A 22524-nucleotide genomic window follows, 5' to 3' on the forward strand; every position below is an offset into this window, starting at 1 on the left:
ATTACATCCTCCTTTTTATCTGTTCTTGATACTCTGTTACTAAAAATCTTTATTTTGTCTTCTTCACTCCAAAAATCCCTTTTCGGTAGGCTTTATTATACTTTCTGCAATACTTATCTTTCTGCATCAGTGCCTCTGTGGCATACATCACTCCCATCGAATCTCTATTCAGCGGATCCGCGATCATAGAATCCAGACCGGACTCTATGGCCATGACCAGGAAACTGATGTTGACAACTTTACGTGCCGGCATTCCATAAGAAATATTGGACAGTGCGGCAGTTACATTGATACTAGGATATTTTTCTTTGATCATTCTGATGGCTTTGCAAAATTCAAGTGCTGAATTATCTACTGCGGAAAGCGCAAGTACCAATGGATCTATATGAATTCTATCTGGTGTGATACCATAAGCTGCTGCTTTCTCTACCAGTTGGACCGCAAGTGCAAACTTGTCCTCTGCTTTCTCTGCAATCCCCTTCGGGTCACAGCAAAGAGCAACCACTCCCCATTCCGGATTTTCTTTCAAAAGCGGAAGAAGCACATCGCATTTTTCTCCCTCCATAGAAATGGAATTGACCAGTCCCGGCTTAGTCAGCTTCGGAAATACCCTCAGCAGCATGTGCGGATCCGGACTGTCTATACAGATTGGTTTATTCGCAACACTTTGTACCACATCAATCAGCCAGCAAAGCGTATCATACTCCAATTCTGGCGTGGTTCCTGCACAGACATCCAGATAGTCAGCCCCAGCTGCTTCCTGACGCTGTACCAGGTCAATAATCCATGCTTCATCTCTGTTCGCAATGGCATTTCCTACACTCGGAATTGCTCCGTTGATCTTTTCCCCAATAAGAATCATGATGCTTTTCTCCTTACTCATAACTTTATTTAGTTTCTGTATGGTTGAATTATAACAAAGTATCTTAGAACAATAAATTTTACTTTATAAATATTGTAATAAGAATCATTTATGGTTGTCGATTTTTTCAGCTATTTTCACAATTTTATCTTCCAGAATTTATAAGTTTTTCACATAGTTTGGAACGCCTTATAATACAAACCAAATAAGAACATAAGATATTTCTATACAAGGTATTCTTCACCAAAAACAGCTCCCCAAAAGGAGAGCTGTCATTCTTATCCAAAATCCAGGTTTCTCACAAACCTTTCCTGAAAATCCTTTTCTGAGGCCAACTCCACAAATTCGACATGCTTCTGAATCTGCATTGCCTGCATCCAATACTCTTCATCCGACATTGCCAGCTTAGCCCCTTCACCGGCGGCATTACCGATTCCGCGTATCCTACCACGGCATTCTTCTGGTAAAAGCCCGATATCACATGCACTCTCCGGATTCATATAATTACCGAATGCACCGGCAATCAGAATTTGCTCCAAATCCTTTGGTTTCCATCCGAGCCTACGGCACAAAATCTGAATCCCCGCCGCAATGGCACTTTTTGCCAGCTGCACTTCCCTGATATCCTGTTGCGTGAGAGACACTTTATCTGTCAATAAAATACTGCTCTTTCCATTTTCACGCCTGACCCTCCATGCATTCTTTTTTGAAAACTCTGTTTTTAACTTATCCTTTTTCTGAATTCTGCCACGAGGCTCGATCATGCCCTCCTTATATAGAATCGCAATCGCATCGATCAGACCAGAACCGCAAATTCCTAACGATCTCCCATTTCCTATCACGGAAATCTTCAGTTCACCATCTTCTATATTAAGATGCTGGATAGCTCCCGGAACACCACACATTCCACAGGATATTTTTGCACCTTCTAAAGCCGGACCTGCTGCTGTGGAACAAGTGTATGCTTTCTCCTTGGTTCCCATGACCAGTTCACCATTGGTTCCAATATCAATCATCAAAGTTTTTTTCTCTTCCCGGGTAAAATTTGTCGCCAGCAGACATCCCACCGTGTCGGCTCCCACAAACCCTGCCAGATTCGGCAAAAACTGTATCCTCGCTGCCGGAGACGCATCCAGATCATATACGCGGGCTTCACCTTCGTAAGCATCAGTAATTGCTGCGTGATACGGAACGTGCAAAAGCGCACGTGGTGATATACCCAAAAACAGATGATGCATACAAACATTTCCCGTCAGCATGATCTGCCAAACCTGTGCACGTTTTAAGCCCGCCTGTGCCGTCAATTCTCCAATCATTTCATTCACTGCTCTATGAACAAGTCTTCCAAGTTCTCCATCATGTGTCTCCACTTCATGAACAGCACGGCTGATCACATCCGCTCCGTATGACCTCTGCGGATTAAACCTGCTTGCCACCGCAAGAACATGCCCATCATCACTGTCCAGAAGATATCCCGCCAACGATGTTGTCCCAATGTCAAAAGCAGCCAATGCCATTTTCTGATCTTGTTCACAGGCAGAAATGATTCGATCATGGAATCGGACAAGTGTCACATTCCTATATCCCTGCTCTATCAGCAGTTCTAATTCCGCTGCAGCATCTTTATCAAAGATAAGGCTGCCTTTTTTTAATTCTGCCTTTATCTCAGCCAATCGTGCCATTTCCTGCGTATCAGAACAATATTGATTTGAAAATCCCCCTGGCACATCTATCCGAATTCCCCTGCAATACGGTCTCCAATGGTTTTCACCCTGTTCTGCCGCTGTTAAAAGCTGTGCATCCCTGTACTCCGATACCCACACTTTTAAAGAACATACTACACGAAATTGGCAGGCCAATACTGTCTTTTTTGTTTCACCATCAGCGATAACCAGCTCACATTTCCTGCAGCTCCCATGTCCTCCGCATGGAAAATCAAAATGAAATCCGGCCATACGGACTGCATCTGACAACATTATTCCCTTTTTCACTGATAATTCTATCCCCTGTAATACAAAATAAATAGATATGTAACCCATATTTCATTCTCCATCTATTTTCCTAGAAAAACTGTCCTTATCGCACCTATATAAAATAAGACAATATACTAAACAACATTTTTCAGAACTAATAATGTAACTTGTAAATAATACAGGGAACTACGTTTACCCTCGTAATTCCCTGTACACTGACAATAAAATTCATTCCGACTTTTACATTATTTATTATAAAGCCAAATAAAAATCATGTCCAATTTATACTTTTTATCATATTATAAGCGACTAGCTATATAACCTTTCTCAAGGTACAATATTTCATCTACATATGTAAAGCTCAATCAGAACTCTATTAAGAGCTTAAAATCCCCGCTTGTCAATGGGTGAATTTATTATATGGCTCCACTTCTTTCTGATGTGGCATCCCGCAGGGATATTTTTTTGTATTATCCTGGCAAGCCAATCTGTATCTGTGATTATTTATGTAAATATAGACTCTGTTTACCATTTTTTAATTATCTTTTTCGCATTCTCTTTGTATTCAAACATACAAAAAAGCACCTCAACACAGAGATGCCGGACGATTCATTTTATGAAACAGAATTACAAATATCAAACAATAGTACAAGCCCCAGCATATGCCGGGGCTTAAACATACAAATATTTCGATAAAGATAGCTTCGTCATACCGCCTGAATTTTAAATTATTTACTCCACACGAGTACTGTATTTACTCCAAATCCACTCCATTCTATACGATAATCGGCGATATTTTACGATACTTTATGAGACTTCTTATTCCTCCGAATACCGCTTAAAATGCGCCTTAGAACGGTGTCCCATCCAAATCATAAGGAGTAGCCTGATAAACGTAATAATTGAGCCAGTTCGTATACAGATTATTCGCATGTGCCCTCCACAGCAGAAGCGGCTTATTATCCGGATCATCCTCAGGATAGTAATTCTCGGGAAGCTTTATATCCAGCCCTTTCCCTTTATCTCTCTTATACTCTCCGTCCAAAGTCACACGATCATACTCCGGATGTCCCATGACAAAGATCTGGCGGCCGTCCATAGCCATGCATAAAAATACTCCGGCTTCCTCTGATTCCGCCAGGATCGTCAGCGCATCACAGGCATGGATGTCCTCTGCTGCTACCTCTGTATGACGGGAATGGGGCGCTAAAAATTCATCGTCGAATCCGCGCACAAGGGGCACCCTGCGGTTTTTTACCCTGTGGCGGAAGAGGCCGAACACCTTGTGGTCCATCATTTTCTTCTTCAGGCCATAGTGATAGTAAAGCCCCGCCTGGGCAGCCCAGCACAGGTAAATGGTGGAGGTCACATTTGTCTTTGTCCACTCCATGATCTCCTTTAACTCTTCCCAGTAATCCACTTCCTCAAATTCCATCTGCTCCACCGGTGCGCCTGTAATGATCATTCCGTCATACTTATGGGCTTTTACCTGGTCAAAGGTCTCATAGAATTTGTTCAAATGGCTGGTCGCCGTATTTTTTGACTCGTGGGTCGCAACCATCATGAAAGATACATCCACCTGCAGAGGAGTATTGGACAGTGAGCGCAGAAGCTGCAGCTCTGTCTCTTCTTTGAGCGGCATAAGATTCAGGATCAGGATACGGATCGGCCGGATATCCTGATGGACCGCACGCCCCTCATCCATGACAAATATATTTTCTTTTTCCAGTATTTCCTTAACAGGCAGGTCACTTTGTATTTTAATCGGCATGTACTATTCCTTCTTTCCTTATGTATTGTTTTTGGTAACTATTCAGCCAGCTAAATAGTTACGGGTATTCGCCCATTAAAAATCGCTTCGCGATGGGGCGAATACCTGCCGCCACTACTCTTTTGCACGGTCAGCGCAGTAAATGCGCAGACCTGACTGAACAGTTACTGTTTTTGCAGCTATTTGGCAGACCGAACCGCTGCTTTATTTTTACATCAGCGGCGCAAATATACGGAGCACTTTACCCATTATTCTGTTAAAAATGCTGAGCCGCTTGTAATCTGCCACTGATATTTTCACACATTTTTTTTCGTAGCCTGGAAATCCCGCTCCACATGGGAAATCTGGGAATTCCGGTAAAAGAGTACCCCATCTTCAAAATGATGGTAAAAACTCCTGTAATCCATATTCACAGTACCTACAATGGCCTTTTCATCATCTGAGGTAAATACTTTCGCATGGACAAATCCGGGTGTATACTCATAGATTTCCACACCTGCCTCCAGCAATTCATTGTAGTACGTCTTCGCAAGGGCAAAGGCAGTCTTTTTATCCGGAATATGCGGCATGATGATGCAGATCTCCACACCGCGCTTTGCCGCATAAGTCAGTGCCATGATCATCTCATGGTCCAGAATCAAATACGGCGTCATAATATGTACATAACGCTGTGCGGTATTTAATATATCCAGATATACCTGTTTCCCTGTGCGCTCATATCCATAAGGCATCACATCATAGGGAATCACATATCCGTCATTTGGCATCTGCATATCCTTTGGCGTCCGGTATGGCTCATATTCCAGATCTCCACGCTCTGACACACCCCACATTTCCAGAAACATGAAGGTAAAGCGTTCCACTGCCTCGCCCTTCAGCATGACTGCCGTGTCCTTCCAGTGGCCAAAACGTTCCTTCTTATTAATATACTCATCTGCCAGGTTCGTTCCTCCGGTAAACGCCACCCTGCCGTCAATCACAAGTATCTTTCTGTGGTCCCTGTTATTGTAATGGGGTGAGAAAAACGGTTTGATGGGGGCAAACATTTTGCACTGGATTCCCTCTTTCTCCAAGATTTTCGGATAAAAGGAGGGGAGCAGCGCCAGCACACACATTCCGTCATACATGACCCTGACTTCTACGCCTTCTCTGACCTTCTTTTTCAAAAGTTCCAGCACCGTATTCCACATATACCCCTCTTCCAGGATGAAATATTCCATAAAGATAAATTTCTCGGCCTTCTCCAATTCCTTTAACATGGCCGGAAACTGCTCATCACCCAGCGGAAAATAAGTCACAAGGGTATGCTCATAGACCGGACAGGTGCCGTACTCCATTAGATAAGAGGCCAGATGCCCCATCTGGGGGCTTTTCTGTTCCAGATCTTTTTTCACTTTTTCCTTCTGGGTCACATACTGTTTTGTGAATTTTCCCAGATACTGAAGTCTCTGGTAGATCATCCTGGTTCCCGGCTGGCTGTTGATATAGAGATAAAACAGCGCTCCGAATACGGGTACCACCGTCACCGGAATCATCCAGACCAGCTTAAAATCCGGATTTCCTCTGCTGTTGAACAGATGCAGCAGTACCAGAACTCCCAAAACTACAAATCCGGCATAAATATAAAAGCTGTAATCCCTCAGCCAGATAAAACTGGCGATGATCAGGGCAAACTGGACCAGGAAGGCAAAGACCACAATCAGGGTCCTGCCGAAAATAATAGTCTTAACGCCCTTCAGCCCTTTCTTCTTCATCTCTTCGGACTGCATTTCCTACCTTCTTTCTGTCATCCTTCCCCTGAAAGCTTCAGGAAATCCTCCTCTGATAAAATGGGGATCCCCAAATCCTTGGCCTTCTTATTCTTAGAGGAGGAGGATGTGGTATCATTGTTGATCAGGTAATCGGTCTTGGAAGTTACACTTCCCGTAACCTTTCCGCCTCTTTCCTCTATATATTCTTTTAACTGCGATCTGTTTGCAAAATGCTCCACGCTTCCGGTGATAACAAACTGTTTTCCCTCCAGGCTCTGGGTGCTCTCTGTCTTTACCTCCTCAAAGGTCAGGTGGGACAGCAGGTGCTCCAGCCTTTTCATATTGTCCTCATCCGCAAAATATTCCGTAAAGGTTCCCGCGATCACCGGTCCGATTCCCTCAATGCTGCTGATTTCCTCCGGTGTGGCATGTATGATCTTCCCCAGGTCATAGCGGAACTCTTTGCAGATCATCTTCGCATTGGCAATCCCCACATTGGAGATTCCCAGGCTGTATAGGAGTCTCGGAAGGGTGGTGTGGGACGCCTTTTCTATGCTGGCGATCAGATTGTCATAGGATTTCTGTCCAAACCCTTCCATGGAAACAATCTCATCTCTGTACTTCTCGATCTCAAAAATATCGCCGAAGTCCTTGATAAACCCTTTTAATATGAATTTTTCCAGGGTTGCCTCTGACAGGCCGTCTATATTCATGGCATCCCTGCTGACAAACAGGGTGAAAGATTTTATTCTCTTTGCCTGACATTCTGTGTTCATGCAGTACAGGGATTCCACATCATTGGTTTTGACCACCCTGGCTTCCTGCCCGCAGACGGGACAGACATGGGGAATCTCCAGATCTCCGCTCCTTGTGAGATTCTCCGCAATCTGGGGAATGATCATATTGGCTTTATAAACCTGGATCTTATCTCCGATTCCCAGCTCCAGCTCTTTTAAGATACTGATATTATGCACACTGGCTCTGCTCACGGTAGTTCCTTCCAGTTCCACCGGCTCAAAGACTGCCACAGGATTGATCAGTCCGGTCCTTGACGGGCTCCACTCTATTTCTTTCAAAGTAGTCTCCCGGATCTCATCCTTCCATTTGAAGGCAAATGCATTCCTGGGAAATTTTGCAGTGCTGCCCAGAGAATCACCGTAAGCGATATCGTCATAGAGGGCTACCAGACCGTCTGAGGGAAAATCATTGCGGGTGATCTTGTCTGAAAAATAGGCAATGGCATCATCCAGGGTATCCGCTGTCACCATCCTGTATTCCACCACATCAAATCCCTGGCCTGCCAGCCATTCAAATTGTTTCTGCCTGGAGTTCTCAAAGTCCACGCCCTCTGCCCGGACCAGGGAGAATGCGTAAAACTGCACATTCCGTTTTGCTGTGATCTCGTTGTTGAGCTGGCGCACGGAACCGCTGCAAAGGTTCCTGGGATTTTTGTAACGGGCATCCACATCCTCGATCTGTTCGTTGATCTTTTCAAAGTCAGAATAGGTGATAATGGCCTCCCCGCGAAGGATCAGCTCACCTTTGTGGGCGATCTGAATGGGAATGTTCTTGAAAACCCTGGCGTTGTTGGTGATAACTTCACCCACCACACCGTTTCCCCTGGTAACTGCCTTTGAAAGACTGCCGTCCCGGTAAGTAAGTACAATGGTAAGTCCGTCCAGTTTCCAGGAGAGCAGAGTCTTCTGGTCCCCGATAAACTCCCGCAGGGTTTCCACATCCTTTGTCTTGTCCAGGGAGAGCATGGGACTTTCATGGGCTTCCTTCTGCAGTTCGTCCAATGCTTCATATCCCACCATGGCCGTTGGGCTTCCTGTCAGAGTGATCCCCGTCTCACGCTCCAGCAAAACCAGTTCATCATAGAGCTTATCGTAATCGAAATTACTCATAATCTCCCTGTCCTCCTGGTAATATGCCTTAGCCGCCTCATTTAGAAGAGGAATCAGTTCTTTCATCCTCGCTGTCTTGTCCATGTTACCTTTTCCTCCGTTCATTTTTCCTTATGACAGTTGTCTCCGAAGAATCCCGGATGAGACTTTTCAGCTCCTCCAGTTCCTTTTTTGTAGCCTCCCGGTACTGTCCTGCCGGCAGGCTGCCCAGCTCCAGGTTCATGACGCGAACCCGTTTCAGACGTTTTACTCTATATCCCAGATATTCACACATTCGCCGGATCTGACGATTCAAACCCTGGGTCAGTATAATGCGGAATGACTTTTCACCTGTCTTTTCCACATGGCATTTTCTCGTCACCGTTCCCAAAATCGGGACACCGCATGACATTTTTCTGATGAAATCATCTGTCACAGGCTTATCCACAGTCACCAGATACTCTTTCTCATGACAATTGCCGGCCCGCATCATTTTATTGACCAGTTCACCCTGGTTCGTCAGAAGCAGAAGTCCTTCTGAATCTTTATCAAGCCTGCCTATATAATATATCCGAATTGGGTAATCTATATAAGAGATTACATTATTTTTTATTTTTGGATTGGCTGTACATTCAATTCCTCTTGGCTTGTGAAAGAGAAGAAGGACCTTTTTTTCTTCACGGCGAACCTCTTTTCCGTTCACCCAAATCTCCTGTCCCTCCTCAATCTGCATGCCGAGAACAGCCGTTTTCCCGTCCACCGTAACTTTACCGTCCTGCACAAGACGGTCCGCTTCCCGCCTGGAACAGACGCCGGCGTCACTCAGATATTTATTTAAACGCATGTTTTGTGCGCTCCTTTACGTATTATGATAAAGAGTATATCACAAGTTCTGCCCGCAAGTAAAGCGCTCGCTTTCCCATGCCTTTAAGATATCTTAAGCAGTTATTTCGACATTTTTTCGGTTTGCGCCTTGCCAATCCTTCCACTGCGATAGTATAATGATAACGTGTACTTATGAATGTGCCCGGTCAGATATGACCGGACATATCAATTACAAAGGGGTTAATGTAATGAAAAACAAAAAGAAAACCGCGGGCATCCTTCTGCTGACCTGTATTCTGGGTGCCGTGCTGATTTTTGTGCCTAAGTATATTTTTTCTGCGGTCAAGACCAGCATGGATACCTACAGCAACAAGAAGGAAGCCATGAAGGAAGACCACTGGGTCTATAATGACTCCGGCAGGAAATTCGTCTACCACGACGGTGTTGTTATCAAGAACACCTGGCGTGAAGTGGGCGGAACCCGCTACTATTTCGATGATGAAGGGTATGTAAAAACCGGATGGGTTACCGATAAGGGTAAGCGGTATTACCTGAAGGAAAACGGCACTCCCGCATCCGGCTGGGTACAGCCGGAAGGTGAATCCTGGTATTATCTGGATGAAAGCGGAGTTCCCACAACGGGCTGGGTCAAAAATGACGAAAAGTGGTACTATCTGAAGGATGACGGAACCATGGCTACCGGATGGATAGACGTGGATGGTAAGAGCTATTATCTGCAGGATGACGGTTCCATGGCCTCCGGATGGGTGGAGCGTGACGGCAACCGCTATTATCTGGACAGCAGCGGAACCATAAGTACCGGGTGGAAGAAAATCGAGGATTCCTGGTATTACTTCCGTGATGAGGACGGCGCCATGATGATTGGCTGGATCACCTCTGACGGCACGAATTTCTTACTGGACAGCGAGGGCAAAATGGTCACCAACTCCTGGGAAGAAAAAGACGGCAAAAAGTATTACCTGGGTGATGACGGCAAGCCTCAGACCGGATGGGTAACTGTGGACGGCAAGAGGTATTATCTGAAAGATGACGGTACTCTGGCAGGAAAAGGCTGGATCAAAGATGACGGAAAATGGTACTACCTGAAGAGTGACGGTACTGCCAAGACCGGATGGCTCCAGATTGGAAAAGACTGGTACTATCTGAACAAAGACGGCAGTATGGCTACCGGATGGATCACGGTTGACGGCAAGGCTTATTTCCTGAAAGACAATGGTGTCTGGGACAGCAAAGCAGCGGCAAAGACTGCCGCTGCGGGTTCCGGCCCTATGGTTGCCCTGACTTTTGACGACGGTCCCGGAAAATACACGGATCGGATTCTGGACACACTGCAGGCAAACGGAGCAAAAGCAACGTTCTTCATGCTCGGCCAAAATGTCCCCAGTTATCCGGACGCAGTCAGAAAAATGGACAGTATGGGATGCGAACTGGCCAACCACACTTATGACCACACAAGCCTGGATTCCCTGGATGCCTCCGGCGTACAGAATGAGGTGGAATCCACCAACAGCAAAATTGCGGCGATCGTAGGACACGGAGCTACCTTAGTACGCCCGCCTTACGGCGCTTATAACTCTACTACTAAGGCCAATGTAGGGCTTCCTATGATTCTTTGGTCTGTAGATACGCTGGACTGGGAAACTCGAAATGCACAGAGCACTTATGACGCAGTCATGGCCGCCAAGGACGGAGATGTGATTCTTATGCATGATATTCACGGCCCTACGGCAGACGCGGTGGATATGATCGTACCGGCGCTGAAAGCCAAAGGCTTCCAGATGGTAACTGTCAGTGAACTGGCAGCCGCCAAAGGAATATCCCTTGGAGACGGCATTGCATACGGCGCTATCAGATAAACTGAAAAAACTGGTGTACAGTGATGAATTTCACTGTACACCAGTTTTATTTTACTGTAACAAATCTCCGAAAATGTATCCGGTCTGTCCATTGTATTCTACTTTGATCCAATTGCCGTCTGCATTGTCAACCTTGGTCACTTTTGTTCCGGCCTGCAGTTCCTGGAGAATATCTCCGTCTGTTCCTGCCTCGGAACGCATATTACAGACATCCTGAGTTGTCAGTTCAGAGCCGTTGTCCGCCATGGAAGCCATACTGGTTTCCTGTCCAAGCTGTTCTTCAAAAGCTTTCAAATCAGCATCTGACTCCATCGCCTTGTTCAGGTTGGTCTCCACCTCACTAATCAGCTTCCTGACATCCTCATCCTGATTGGTCTTGTCAATGTATTCATTGACCTCCGTATCATTCTTGTCATTATGGATCATGTATTTGTCATCCTTTTTTACCACATAAAGCTGTGCCAGCCCCGGAGCCGGTGTATTTACATCGGTAAACTTCAGGTCATAGGAAACAAATACTACATAGCTGTCATCTGTGAGACCTTTTTTCGTATATACATTGATATTGCTGTAACTTTCAATATAAGTGGCATTTAATACTTTTGCTTCGTCTGTGGCATCAAAGCTGTCCGCAAGTTCTTTCATACGGTCAACATTTTTCTCTCCCCAGGCTGTATAAAATGCATCAATCAAAGAATTTACTTCAGGGTATGCATTTTTCTCCAAAGAGTTTTCATCCTCTTTTTTCTCGTCCTGTGCTTTTGCATCAGCATCAGAATCTTTCGACTTCTTGGTATCGTCAGACCCTTTCTGCTGCTCTGTCTGTGCGTCCGGCTTCTTTTCTTCTTTTGAAGAACCGCCCGTCAGGGCTCTAATGCCGAAAAACAGAACCACCAGAACGACCAAAATAGCCAGACCCAGAAGAATATACCTCAGATTGTCTGAAAGCCATTCTCTGAAATTGTCTAACATCCTTGTCCTCCTTCAAGACTGTTACCCTTCATTCCCTTATTCCAATGCTTTTCCCCAAAGCACCAAACACACCCGGAGGGATTCGAACCCCCGACACGTGGTACCGGAAACCACTGCTCTATCCCCTGAGCTACGAGTGCATATGTCTTCCTAGAAATGACATCCTTAGTATATTACCACATATTTTTGAAATTGTAAAGCCTTACGCAGAAATTTGGGCATACGCCGCCGAAAACCGGCAGATTTCGGCGGCTATCCCCCACTTTTACAGGATTAGTGCATCCTTTTTCCTGTCATAATAGTATACATTATGGGACAGAACCTCCTCGTCCACCACCTGGGTCTCATTGACCTCTCTGACCATAGTCTCCAGCTCCTTTTTGGAAAACTGCCCGGAATCGGGCACAAGAATACATTCATGAATGCTGCTGGGCAGCACAAAGTAATTGCAGTGCAGAAGTCTGCTGATATGGGAAAGTACATGGGGATACAAAAGCACCGCGGCGCCGAAATACTTTTCTTCATTGGTAAGGATATACATCGGCTCCCGCTTCTGAAAACCAAGGGACAGAAAATCATCCTCCCCGGACATCTCCCGGATCAGCTCCTCCATCCCCTGAAACGTAAAGGGCAGTCTGCGGCTGGTATTTTTATGTGCATCCTCATATATTTCCTTCAGCTTGACCCCCCAGGTTTCCAGATGACAGTTATGTACCAGAAAATTTGCTCCGTTTAAAATCTCCTCATCCAACCGGTAATAAAACACCACAGCCAGGTCAAGATACGGAATATAAGGGACATTGTTCAAAAGTTTTCGGTTCATCTCAAAATTGATCAGTTTGTAGCAGATATGGCTTCTGGCTCTTTTGTAATCTTCAAACCCGGCATTTTGAAACTCTTCCTCCTCCACCTGCCTTTCTGCGTTGAGCTCCAGGATCTTAAGCGTCACTTCCTCCAGAGACATTCCATGTCTGAAGAAATCATAGAAATCAGCCAGATATATGGTAGGCGCAATATGGGCACCGCTCTCCATAATCGTGACAGCATCCAGAATCTTCCCGTTGTTTTTCTCAATCCTGTGAAGTGTGACCCTCTGTTCCCCCGCTTCTTTTTTCAGGCTGCTGAGTATCTCCTGTGTAAATGTGTTGTAGTCCATCTGTGAACCTCTCTTTCTTTTTTACTGCCTACCGGAATTTTGCCGTATAGGATCTCAGACAGTAAAAATACTGTCCTATATTTAAGGGCTGCAAATGGACATACGGTTTCCATTGACAGTCCGTAAATATTCTTTTTGCTGTAATTGGAAAACACTGCACGAATGTGCAAGAATGCTGATAGATATTTGACTGCTATACATTGTAAAAATGTAAATATCATTATACAGGAATGCAAGGGATATTTCAAGTACATTTTACGATAATATTTCTTTTTTGAATCTCTCATTCTTTTAAACCCGGAGGCAGGGGCTGTCACTGCCCCTCTGTCCTCCAAAGCCAGGTATCCTCCATTCCTACCGGTACTTCACGGCAGCTTCCGTCTGTGGCGTAAACTTTCGCGGTATCGCGCTCGTATACAACAGATTTGATGATCAGCCACTGTTCCGTTCTGCTGTCCCATACAGGGTGTTCTATGTAGTTTGGCAGGTCATGGATCTTAATGCCCATTTGCTGCTTATCCACACCAATATTTTTTAAATATTCCAAAACCGTCATCTCTCCTATTCCTTCTCAAATTCTTTGCCGTATCTGTGTAGTTTCAAAAATCTTTTCCTGTTTTACCCATACTGCCGGACCGTGTATCCGACCCTCATTTTATAAAGCTTATGGCTTTTGTCCGCTTTGTGACCAGTAACGCGCTTCGCGATGCACAGTTCTGTCCTTTAGAGTACCAAAACAATAAATAGCTTTTTGATGCCTGCTGGCGGGAATCTTGCTTCGCATCGCGCAGCATCCATCTTTAGAAAACATCTCCCGGAACTATAGCCTGTAATATGTAACGGTTTATGCAGTATTTTTATATTCTTCCTCCAATCCTTATTGACATTGCTGAGATAATAAAGTATACTCATTTTATCGAACATACGTTTGTATTTGGCATTTATTTCCGTTAACGGTTATTACTTTTATATAATATCACCGTTAATTACTATAGTCAACTATTTTTCTTCCATTTTTTTCCGTCAAGTAGTATTTATTTTCTATTCTCAAGTTGATTTTTGTTGATTTTTTCCGCTGGCGGCTGTAAACTTTCAGTAACAGGAGGATACTGAAATGGGTCTTGAAAAAATCGAAGAATACAAAAAGAGGCTGGGAATGACTACTGCAGAGCTTTCTGAGAAATCCGGTGTTCCGAAAGGAACGCTTGACAAAATATTAAGCGGCGTGACCAGAGATCCTAAACTGGAAACCCTGAAAGCCATCGCCCGGGTTCTTGGACTTACCCTGGATGATTTTGATGATGTGAGCAGAGAGCCGGAGAAACCCGTCCCCACATACGACGACGTGGAGCTTCTCATAGCCAGAAACGGAAAAAAAATGTCAAAAGAACAGAAACTTCGCCTGATACAACTGTTGTCCGAAATAGATGAGTAATTTCGGAGCGATTTATTTTGGAGTATATTTATATAGCAGATATGATTCTGAAAGTCTACAGGGAGTGCGGCATTAAAGATTTCCCCATTCCCTGCCTTGATATCCTGAGGCATTATGAATTCAGGACGATTACATATTCAAGATTGAAAGAATTAAATCCTGAGATTTACACACTCTGCGTCACTGCCTCCAACGACGCTTTCTGTGACCAGAGAAACCGCATCATCGCTTACAATGAAAAAGCGGTTTTGGGCCGTATACGTTTCTCTCTCATGCACGAACTGGCACACTTTGTCTTTGAACACACCGGCGAAGATCCGGAAAACGAAGAAATTGCAGACTGTTTTTCCGGTAATATACTGGCTCCCCGGGTTGCGATCCGCCATTATGGCTGCAAAAATGCAGAGGACATCCACCTGCGGTTCGGGCTTTCCTATGCGGCCTCCAACAAAGCGGTACAGGAATATAACACCTGGGAGCAGAGATGCACGTTAAAAGCAGACCGGGAGCTGGATGACTGGTTATTTCCGCTTAACGACTTCCACCGGAGTTTCCTCCGCCGTCTGCGCAGGCAGCAGCGCAGACAAAAGCAGCAGATGAAGCAGTACGAGCAGAAGCTCTCCTTTCTGCAGGAGAATCATTTGGATGACTATCTGGTACAGGGAGAGGACTGCCGGCTGTATGAATTTCAAAACAGTTTGACAGAATAATTTCAGACATGATAAAAGCCTGGAAATCCAGGTTTCCAGGCTTTTCTTTTACCAGAAGCATTATACTCTGGACAGGTATTCTCCCGTTCTTGTATCAATCTTGATCTTATCACCCTGGTCTACAAATAAAGGAACATACACAACTGCGCCAGTCTCAACAGTAGCCGGTTTGGTAGCTCCCTGAGCAGTATCTCCTTTGAATCCAGGTTCTGTATCGGTGATATCCAGTTCTACGAATAACGGAGCTTCGATAGCGAAAACATTTCCGTTGTAGGAACATACCTTTACCGTCTCGTTCTCTTTTACGAACTTCAGAGCATCGCCTACAGTCTGATTGTCAATGGCAATCTGGTCATATGTCTCATTGTTCATAAAGTAATATAAATCACCATCATTGTATAAATACTGCATGTCCACACGGTCAATACGTGCCTGCGGGAATTTCTCAGTAGGTCTGAATGTCTTCTCTACAACTCCGCCGTTGATAACATTTTTTAATTTTGTTCTTACGAAAGCAGCACCCTTTCCAGGTTTTACGTGCTGGAATTCCATAATCTGCACTACATTGCCATCAATTTCCAGAGTGAGACCATTTTTAAAATCTCCTGCTGATATCATAATGAATATTCCTCCTTAAATTCTTCCATTGGAAAAGCATCTCTTTTTCCACTGTACTCCATTGTATAATACCTCATCCGATTTTTCAACTGTTTTTTCGCTTTCTTTGGTCTTTCCTGTAAAAATAAAGGACGATTTTTTCCAATTTCCGCTTTAAAACTATCTGAATCTCCTCTTTGGGATGAATCGGTTTCACAAGAATATTGTGCATCCCTGTTCTCTTTGCACCGTACACATCCGTAAAAAGCTGGTCACCGATAAACACCGTGGTCTGCAGATCTGTTCCCATCAGCTCCATAGCCCTTCTGTAATTCTTCCGGGATGGCTTATGCGCATTCTCAATAAAATGTACCTGTACATCCCTGTTAAAAGAAGAAACTCTTTCATACTGGTTATTTGACAGCAGGCAGCACTGAAATCCAATCTCTTTAAGCCGTACAAAAAGCGCCTTTGCCCGTTCATCTGCAGGCTCCCCGTGAGGCACCAGGGTATTGTCAATGTCGAAGATCAGACCCCTGTATCCCTGCGCATATAATTTTTCAAAGTCTATGACATATGTGGAATCCAGATATTCATCCGGAAAAAAAGTGCGAAACATTGTCGATTCTCTCCCATCTGTAAGCAAAATAAAACGCGGCATGGCTTATTATACCCTGCCGCGCATCCAAAAATTCTTGTATTCTTCACGGCATACTTTTTAGATACTGTGGCATGCCATAGATGGCACCCCGTACCTGAAGGCACAGCAAATGTGCCGCATATAGTATACCGTGATGGTAACAGTTTTCCCGGGTGTTTGTCAATTCTTTTTGTATTATTTCAAGTTCGTTTTGCCCGACTGTGCCGTTGTTCGCGCTTCTCTGTCCCGCCAGGTGTTTTTAAACCGAAGATATAAAATCCTGAGGCAGGCAGCGCAGTAAATCTGCAGACCTGTCTGAACTGTCACTTTTCAGTTATCTTTCTGTCAGGACTGTATACTGCTGTGTCTCCAGTACATTTTTATAGGCCGGACGAATGATCTTGTCTGTGTTGATCAGCTCTTCCATGCGGTGCGCACTCCATCCCACGATCCTGGCAATGGCAAACATCGGTGTATATAATTCAAGCGGAAGCTCCAGCATGCTGTAAACAAATCCGCTGTAGAAGTCCACATTGGCACTGACACCTTTGTAGATATGACGCTCCTGTCCGATGATCTGAGGTGCCAGACGCTCTACCATCTCGTAAAGCTGGTAATCTTTTTGTCTTCCCTTTTCTTCTGCAAGCTGTTTTACAAACTTCTTGAAAATCTGGGCACGCGGATCTGATATGGAATATACCGCATGACCCATTCCATAAATCAGACCTCTCTTGTCAAAGGCTTCTTTATGGAGCAGTTTTCTGAGGTATTCGGAAACCTCTTCCTCGTCCTTCCAGTCCTTTACATGCTTCTTCATATCGTCAAACATGCGTACAACTTTAATGTTGGCTCCGCCGTGTTTCGGACCTTTTAAGGAACCGAGAGCCGCCGCAATGGCAGAATAGGTATCTGTTCCCGAGGAGGAAACCACATGCGTGGTAAAGGTAGAGTTATTACCGCCGCCGTGCTCCATATGCAGCACCAGGGCCAAATCCAGAATGGTTGCTTCAAACGGCGTATACTTCTTATCCGGACGCAGCATTAAAAGAATGTTCTCTGCTGTGGACAGTTCCTTTTTCGGATGATGTATATATAAACTCTTGTTCTGGTTATAATGGCGGTGCGCCTGATATCCGTAAACGGACAGCATCGGGAAAATACTGATAAGATTGATGCATTGACGGAGTACATTGGGAAGTGATATGTCCTCCGGGTTCGTATCGTAGGAATATAAGGTTAGAACACTCCTTGAAAGGGTATTCATCATGTCCCTGCTGGGAGCTTTCATGATAACATCACGGACAAAATTCCGTGGCAGACATCTCTGGTCGCCCAGTATCTTGCAGAAATCATCTAACTGCTGCTGTGTCGGCAGTGTTCCGAATAACAGCAGGTATGTAGCTTCTTCAAATCCAAAGCGTTTCTCCTGGAGAAATCCTTTAGTCAATTCTTCAATGTTGATTCCTCTGTAGTACAGCTCACCTTCGCAGGGAACTGATTTTCCATCCTCTTCTTTGCTGGAGACTATATTGGATATCTGTGTCAGTCCGGCAAGAACGCCTTTTCCGTTGATATCACGCAGGCCTCGCTTTACATCATACTTCGCATAGAGGGACACATCCATCTTGCTGTGATCCTCGCAAATCTTTGTAAGGGCTTCGATTTCAGGTGTTACTTTCATATTAAATCCCATTTTAGATTCCCCCTTGTTCTTTTATCTTCATCGCTTTAGCATAACGATATTTTACCATAAGAAAAGGTCCGTAACAAGAAAAATTTTTCTAAACATTCTATAAATTTATCAGACAGTAACTGTTCCGGCATAACTATGTTTTTGCATTGTATACTTGCAGAAAAGGATTTTTTCCTTTAAACTAAAGGAATGAAAGGAATGGTTCGCTTATGAAAATGGATGAAACTGTAGATGTGTGTGATTGCGTGCATAAGCATGATCATATACAAAAAAAAGTAATACCGGACGAGACTACATTGTATGGGCTGGCGGATCTGTTCAAGGTTTTCGGGGATCCTACCAGGATTCGGATTTTGTATGCTTTGTCGGCCGGGGAATTGTGTGTCTGTGATATTGCTTCGGTGCTGAATATGACGCAGAGTGCGATTTCGCATCAGCTTCGGGTGTTGAAGCAGATTAAGCTGGTAAAATTCCGGAGGGAGGGGAAGACGGTTTATTATTCTTTGGCGGATGCGCATGTGGAGACTATACTTAGTCAGGGGTTGGAGCATGTGCAGGAGTAGGGGTGTATCTGACTGCGAGGGCGGATATTGGTGAAGGCTGCTGTTGGCGGGAGCTGTGGAAAAGTGGGAATATAAATGAGTAACTATATGAAACTGGCGGTATCCCGGCTGCTTGTTTGCAGGCAGGGGATACCGCCGGTTGTATGATTATAGTTTTAGTTTGGCGAAGGCATCGGCGAAGGCGTTGTTTAGGGGTTCGGAGGCTTCTTTTTTTTGCTTGGTGAGGTATTTCTGGACATCTTTTTTGGAGACGCCGGCGCCTTCTTTTTCACGGCGTGATTGGAAGGAGGAGAGTTTTTCTTTGTAGCCGCAGGGGCAGATAAAGGTCTCCTCCTTGCCTTTTACATAGAGCTCCATGCGTTTGTGGCATTTGGGGCAGCGGGCATTGGTGGTACGGGAAATGGTTTCACGGTGGCCGCACTCACGGTCCTGGCAGACCAGGAGTCTGCTGTTTTTGCCGTTTACGGAGAGCATGCGTTTGCCGCAGACAGGACATTTGGTGTTGGTCAGGTTATCATGGCGGAAGGTGCCGTCTCCTGTCTTGATCTCCCGGATGATGTCCTGGGTATAGTCTTTGATGTCGGAGAGGAAGGCGTCTTTTTTCAGCCTGCCGTCTGCGATCCTGGAAAGTTTCATCTCCCAGTCTGCTGTCAGCTCCGGTTTTTTCAGGTCCTCAGGTACCAGCTCCAGAAGCTGTTTTGCTTTGGAGGTGATGTATATGTCTTTGCCTCGTTTTTCCATCAGGAAGGTGTTGAAAAGTTTATCAATGATATCCGCACGGGTGGCAACGGTTCCAAGGCCGCCTGTCTCGCCCAGTGTTTTGGCTGCTTTGGCGTCATGGCTTTCCATGAACTTAATGGGATTTTCCATGGCGGAGAGCAGGGTTGCCTCGTTGAAATGAGCCGGGGGTTTTGTTTTTCCTGTGGTCAGCTCCGCTTTGGATGCTGGGAAGGTGTCACCTTTTTTCACGGTTGGGAGAGTTTGGTCTTTCAGGGACGGTTCCTGGCTTCCCGTGTATTCCTCCTCGTCATCCTCATCGGACCAGCCGCTTTCATAGGCTTCTTTCCAGCCCGGACTTTTTACTATTTTGCCTTTTGCGAGAAAACACTCCCCTGCGGCCTGGGCTTTCACGGTTGTCTGCTCGTATTCAAAAGGCGGCATGAGTACACTTAGAAAACGGCGCACCACCAGGTCATAGATTTTGCGCTCCTCGTTTGTCATGTGATCCAACTGGACAAATTGTTCTGTGGGGATGATGGCATGATGGTCGCTTACCTTTTTGTCATCCACAAAGGATTTGCTGGCTTTTATGGGTTTCATGGAGAGGCTGCCCGCAAGTTTGCGGTAGGGACCTACTGCACAGGCTTTCAGCCTTTCTTTCAGGGTTCCGACCACGTCGCTTCCGATGTAGCGGGAATCTGTTCTCGGATACGTGAGGACTTTGTGGTTCTCATACAGGCGCTGCATAATGTTCAGAGTCTCTTTTGCGGAGAGGCCGAATTTTTTATTTGCATCTCTCTGAAGCTCAGTCAGATCGTAAAGGCCCGGCGCAAAGGTCTTTTTTGCAGTCTTGTCTACGGATTCTATGGTAAGGGAGCCTGCCTTGACCTGTTTTAACAGGGTTTCCATCTTCTCCTGCTGGAAGGAACGGCAGGAACCGCTCTTTTTGTCCTGCCAGGTAAAATGAACGCCTCCGGCAAGTACAGTCATGCCGTAGTAATCCACGGGTTTGAAGTTTCTGATCTCCTCCTCGCGTTTTGCTATCATGGCAAGGGTCGGCGTCTGGACACGTCCGCAGGAAAGCTGGGCATTGTATTTGCAGGTCAGGGCTCTTGTGGCATTGATTCCCACCAGCCAGTCAGCCTCCGCACGGGAAACTGCTGCTGCGTACAGATTATTGTAGTCCCTGCCGTCTCTTAAATGGGCAAAACCGTCACGGATCGCCTTGTCTGTGACAGAGGATATCCACAGACGTTTGATGGGTTTTCGGCAGTTTGCTTTTTCCAGGATCCATCTGGCAACCAGCTCGCCCTCACGCCCCGCATCGGTGGCAATGATGATCTCTCCCACGTCGTTTCTGTAAAGCTGTGTTTTCACTGCATTGTACTGTTTGGCTGTCTGTTTGATCACCACAAGCTCCATTTTCTTTGGAATCATGGGGAGATGCTCCATTTTCCACTCCCTGTACTTTTTGTCATAGCCTTCCGGGTCGTCTAAAGTGACCAGGTGGCCCAGGGCCCAGGTCACAATGTATTTGTCACCCTCCATGGCGCCGTTTAACTTTTTCCCGCATTTCAGCACCCTGGCAATATCCCGGGCGACGGACGGTTTTTCTGCTAAAACTAATGATTTCATGAAATTACATTACCTTTCCAAAAAATTCTGTTGTCTTCTTCACTTTCTGCATTATATCGTCAAACATGGCTGGTGTCAAAGACTGCATACCGTCACACAGCGCTTTTTCCGGATTATTGTGTACTTCGATCATGACGCCGTCGGCTCCCGCCGCAATCGCTGCCATGGTAAGGGGCTCTACCATGAAACGGATTCCCGCCGCATGGCTTGGGTCTATGATGACCGGCAGATGCGTCTTTTTCTTCAGCATGGGAATCGCGGAAATATCCAGGGTATTCCTCATGGAAGTCTCGAATGTGCGGATACCTCTCTCACAGAGAATCACATTCTCATTGCCTCCTGCCATAATGTATTCTGCACTCATGAGCAGTTCATCCAGGGTATTCGCCATGCCGCGTTTGAGGAGAATGGGCTTTTTCAACTTTCCGAGCTCTTTCAGAAGCTCAAAGTTCTGCATATTTCTGGTGCCGACCTGGATCACATCCACATCCTCAAATAATTCCAGATGGCCCAGACGCATAATCTCCGTGACAATGGGAAGTCCGGTCTGTTTCTTGGCTTCTAAAAGCAGCCTCAATCCCTCGTCTCCCAGTCCCTGGAAAGAGTAGGGGGAGGTTCTGGGCTTAAATGCGCCGCCTCTTAAGAGTCCTGCACCTGATTTTTTCACATCCTCGGCCACCTCGATCATCTGCTCCCTGGTTTCCACAGAACACGGCCCTGCAATGACCTGGAAATTCCCGCTGCCAATCTTTCTTCCGCACACATCGATCACCGTGTCATCCGGGTGCATGCTTCTGTTGGCTTTCTTGTACGGCTCCTTAATTCTTTTTACCGACTCCACCACTTCCAGCGCCTGAAACTGGTCCTCCTGCAGTTCTGTGGTATCACCGATCAGGCCGATCAGTGTGGTATCCAGCCCTTCGGACATGTGAAGCTTCAGTCCTCTGTCAAGGAGGTTTTTCTTCAGCTCCTCCACCTTTCTCTCGTCCGCGCCCTTTTTCAGTACAATGATCATAATGCATTTCCTCCATTTCTTCTCTTCAGATATCTGACTCCTGTTCCGGAAAATCATTTCCCAATGAACACAAAAAACCGATGTCTGCTACGCGCAAACACCGGTCTGATTCCACTATCTTTCAATATTTTAAAAGACTTTATGAAACAGATGTTTTACCGTAGCAAAATGAACCTGCGTTATAAAAATAACCCAGAAAGCCAAAATAATATGCTTTTGTCCAAACGTTCATTTCTGCTGTCATAATAAAACCTCTATCTCACTTTGTTATTCCCAATAATACTACCCGGCGGCTGCTTTGTCAATCATTTTATATCAGATTATTTTATCAGTTTAAAGTGTAACGGTTTAAATTGCAAGCGCAGCCCAAAAATAAAAGAACCCCTGGCAGGGAACGGCTCTTTCCGTTCCTGCCAGGAGTCCTCCCACCGCCGGGACCGCTC

At 45.5% G+C, this 22524-nt stretch carries 18 protein-coding genes, 1 tRNA gene and 1 pseudogene; 4 read left to right on the top strand and 16 right to left on the bottom strand.

The window, feature by feature from the left end:
- Positions 1-49: 49 nt before the first annotated feature.
- The 6 genes and pseudogenes from V8Q34_RS23120 to V8Q34_RS23145 all read right to left on the bottom strand — a co-directional run bounded on the left by V8Q34_RS23120 (position 50) and on the right by V8Q34_RS23145 (position 9087).
- On the bottom strand, positions 50-862 hold the full coding sequence (locus V8Q34_RS23120; RefSeq protein ID WP_103732223.1) for a methyltetrahydrofolate cobalamin methyltransferase: 813 nt from the start codon (positions 860-862) through the stop codon (positions 50-52).
- A gap of 278 nt (positions 863-1140) precedes the next feature.
- Entirely contained in the window at positions 1141-2901 is a 1761-nt protein-coding gene (locus V8Q34_RS23125; protein WP_335836425.1) for an ASKHA domain-containing protein, read from the bottom strand.
- Between the two features lie 784 nt (positions 2902-3685).
- Positions 3686-4606 (bottom strand): homoserine O-acetyltransferase MetA, encoded by a 921-nt coding sequence (gene metA, locus V8Q34_RS23130; RefSeq protein WP_054353482.1) that lies wholly within the window; start codon positions 4604-4606, stop codon positions 3686-3688.
- A 210-nt stretch (positions 4607-4816) separates the two neighbouring features.
- Positions 4817-6375: pseudogene (gene cls / locus V8Q34_RS23135) on the bottom strand (cardiolipin synthase).
- A gap of 17 nt (positions 6376-6392) precedes the next feature.
- A complete protein-coding gene (gene ligA / locus V8Q34_RS23140) occupies positions 6393-8348 on the bottom strand; it encodes an NAD-dependent DNA ligase LigA (protein ID WP_335836426.1) in 1956 nt (651 codons plus the stop codon).
- Position 8349: 1 nt separating this feature from the next.
- A complete protein-coding gene (locus tag V8Q34_RS23145; RefSeq protein WP_227211037.1) occupies positions 8350-9087 on the bottom strand; it encodes a pseudouridine synthase in 738 nt (245 codons plus the stop codon).
- Between the two features lie 229 nt (positions 9088-9316).
- On the opposite strand from V8Q34_RS23145, the gene V8Q34_RS23150 reads away from it, so the two are divergent.
- The gene (locus V8Q34_RS23150) at positions 9317-10945 is read left to right on the top strand and encodes a polysaccharide deacetylase family protein (RefSeq protein WP_335836427.1); all 1629 of its coding nucleotides are present in this window, start codon (positions 9317-9319) and stop codon (positions 10943-10945) included.
- A gap of 51 nt (positions 10946-10996) precedes the next feature.
- Here V8Q34_RS23150 and V8Q34_RS23155 read toward each other — a convergent pair whose 3' ends face one another.
- From V8Q34_RS23155 to V8Q34_RS23175, 5 genes are all read right to left on the bottom strand, one after another.
- A complete protein-coding gene (locus V8Q34_RS23155) occupies positions 10997-11917 on the bottom strand; it encodes an SH3 domain-containing protein (protein WP_335836428.1) in 921 nt (306 codons plus the stop codon).
- A gap of 67 nt (positions 11918-11984) precedes the next feature.
- Positions 11985-12057, bottom strand: a tRNA-Arg gene (locus V8Q34_RS23160).
- Positions 12058-12182: 125 nt separating this feature from the next.
- Positions 12183-13073 carry a DUF5688 family protein gene (locus V8Q34_RS23165; RefSeq protein ID WP_033142640.1) on the bottom strand — a complete coding sequence of 297 codons (891 nt, stop codon included), beginning with the start codon at positions 13071-13073 and terminating at the stop codon, positions 12183-12185.
- Positions 13031-13408 carry a hypothetical protein gene (locus V8Q34_RS23170; RefSeq protein ID WP_335836429.1) on the bottom strand — a complete coding sequence of 126 codons (378 nt, stop codon included), beginning with the start codon at positions 13406-13408 and terminating at the stop codon, positions 13031-13033. The genes V8Q34_RS23165 and V8Q34_RS23170 overlap by 43 nt, the downstream gene beginning before the upstream one ends.
- Entirely contained in the window at positions 13387-13620 is a 234-nt protein-coding gene (locus tag V8Q34_RS23175; protein WP_146051714.1) for a hypothetical protein, read from the bottom strand. The genes V8Q34_RS23170 and V8Q34_RS23175 overlap by 22 nt, the downstream gene beginning before the upstream one ends.
- A gap of 567 nt (positions 13621-14187) precedes the next feature.
- On the opposite strand from V8Q34_RS23175, the gene V8Q34_RS23180 reads away from it, so the two are divergent.
- Together V8Q34_RS23180 and V8Q34_RS23185 are read left to right on the top strand one after the other, a co-directional pair.
- Positions 14188-14508: a helix-turn-helix domain-containing protein gene (locus V8Q34_RS23180; RefSeq protein ID WP_033142643.1), complete on the top strand. Its 321-nt coding sequence runs from the start codon at positions 14188-14190 to the stop codon at positions 14506-14508.
- Between the two features lie 17 nt (positions 14509-14525).
- Positions 14526-15218, top strand: coding sequence for an ImmA/IrrE family metallo-endopeptidase (locus V8Q34_RS23185; RefSeq protein WP_227211039.1), 693 nt, complete (start codon positions 14526-14528; stop codon positions 15216-15218).
- 60 nt (positions 15219-15278) lie between these two features.
- Here V8Q34_RS23185 and efp read toward each other — a convergent pair whose 3' ends face one another.
- The 3 genes from efp to V8Q34_RS23200 all read right to left on the bottom strand — a co-directional run bounded on the left by efp (position 15279) and on the right by V8Q34_RS23200 (position 18148).
- Entirely contained in the window at positions 15279-15836 is a 558-nt protein-coding gene (gene efp, locus V8Q34_RS23190; RefSeq protein WP_033142644.1) for an elongation factor P, read from the bottom strand.
- Between the two features lie 85 nt (positions 15837-15921).
- Positions 15922-16434 carry a YqeG family HAD IIIA-type phosphatase gene (locus V8Q34_RS23195; RefSeq protein ID WP_033142645.1) on the bottom strand — a complete coding sequence of 171 codons (513 nt, stop codon included), beginning with the start codon at positions 16432-16434 and terminating at the stop codon, positions 15922-15924.
- A 355-nt stretch (positions 16435-16789) separates the two neighbouring features.
- Positions 16790-18148 (bottom strand): citrate/2-methylcitrate synthase, encoded by a 1359-nt coding sequence (locus tag V8Q34_RS23200; protein ID WP_033142646.1) that lies wholly within the window; start codon positions 18146-18148, stop codon positions 16790-16792.
- A gap of 209 nt (positions 18149-18357) precedes the next feature.
- On the opposite strand from V8Q34_RS23200, the gene V8Q34_RS23205 reads away from it, so the two are divergent.
- Entirely contained in the window at positions 18358-18711 is a 354-nt protein-coding gene (locus tag V8Q34_RS23205; RefSeq protein ID WP_033142647.1) for an ArsR/SmtB family transcription factor, read from the top strand.
- A gap of 147 nt (positions 18712-18858) precedes the next feature.
- On the opposite strand, the gene V8Q34_RS23210 is transcribed toward V8Q34_RS23205, so the two are convergent.
- Together V8Q34_RS23210 and aroF are read right to left on the bottom strand one after the other, a co-directional pair.
- Positions 18859-21066, bottom strand: a complete 2208-nt coding sequence (locus V8Q34_RS23210) for a DNA topoisomerase III (protein ID WP_148393302.1) — start codon at positions 21064-21066, stop codon at positions 18859-18861.
- A 4-nt stretch (positions 21067-21070) separates the two neighbouring features.
- Complete coding sequence (gene aroF, locus V8Q34_RS23215) at positions 21071-22081, bottom strand: 3-deoxy-7-phosphoheptulonate synthase (RefSeq protein WP_033142649.1); 1011 nt, start codon at positions 22079-22081, stop codon at positions 21071-21073.
- Positions 22082-22524 lie beyond the last annotated feature (443 nt).

Source organism: Blautia sp. JLR.GB0024, from assembly GCF_037000545.1.
In the GTDB taxonomy this organism is placed as follows: Bacteria; Bacillota; Clostridia; order Lachnospirales; family Lachnospiraceae; genus Blautia; species Blautia celeris.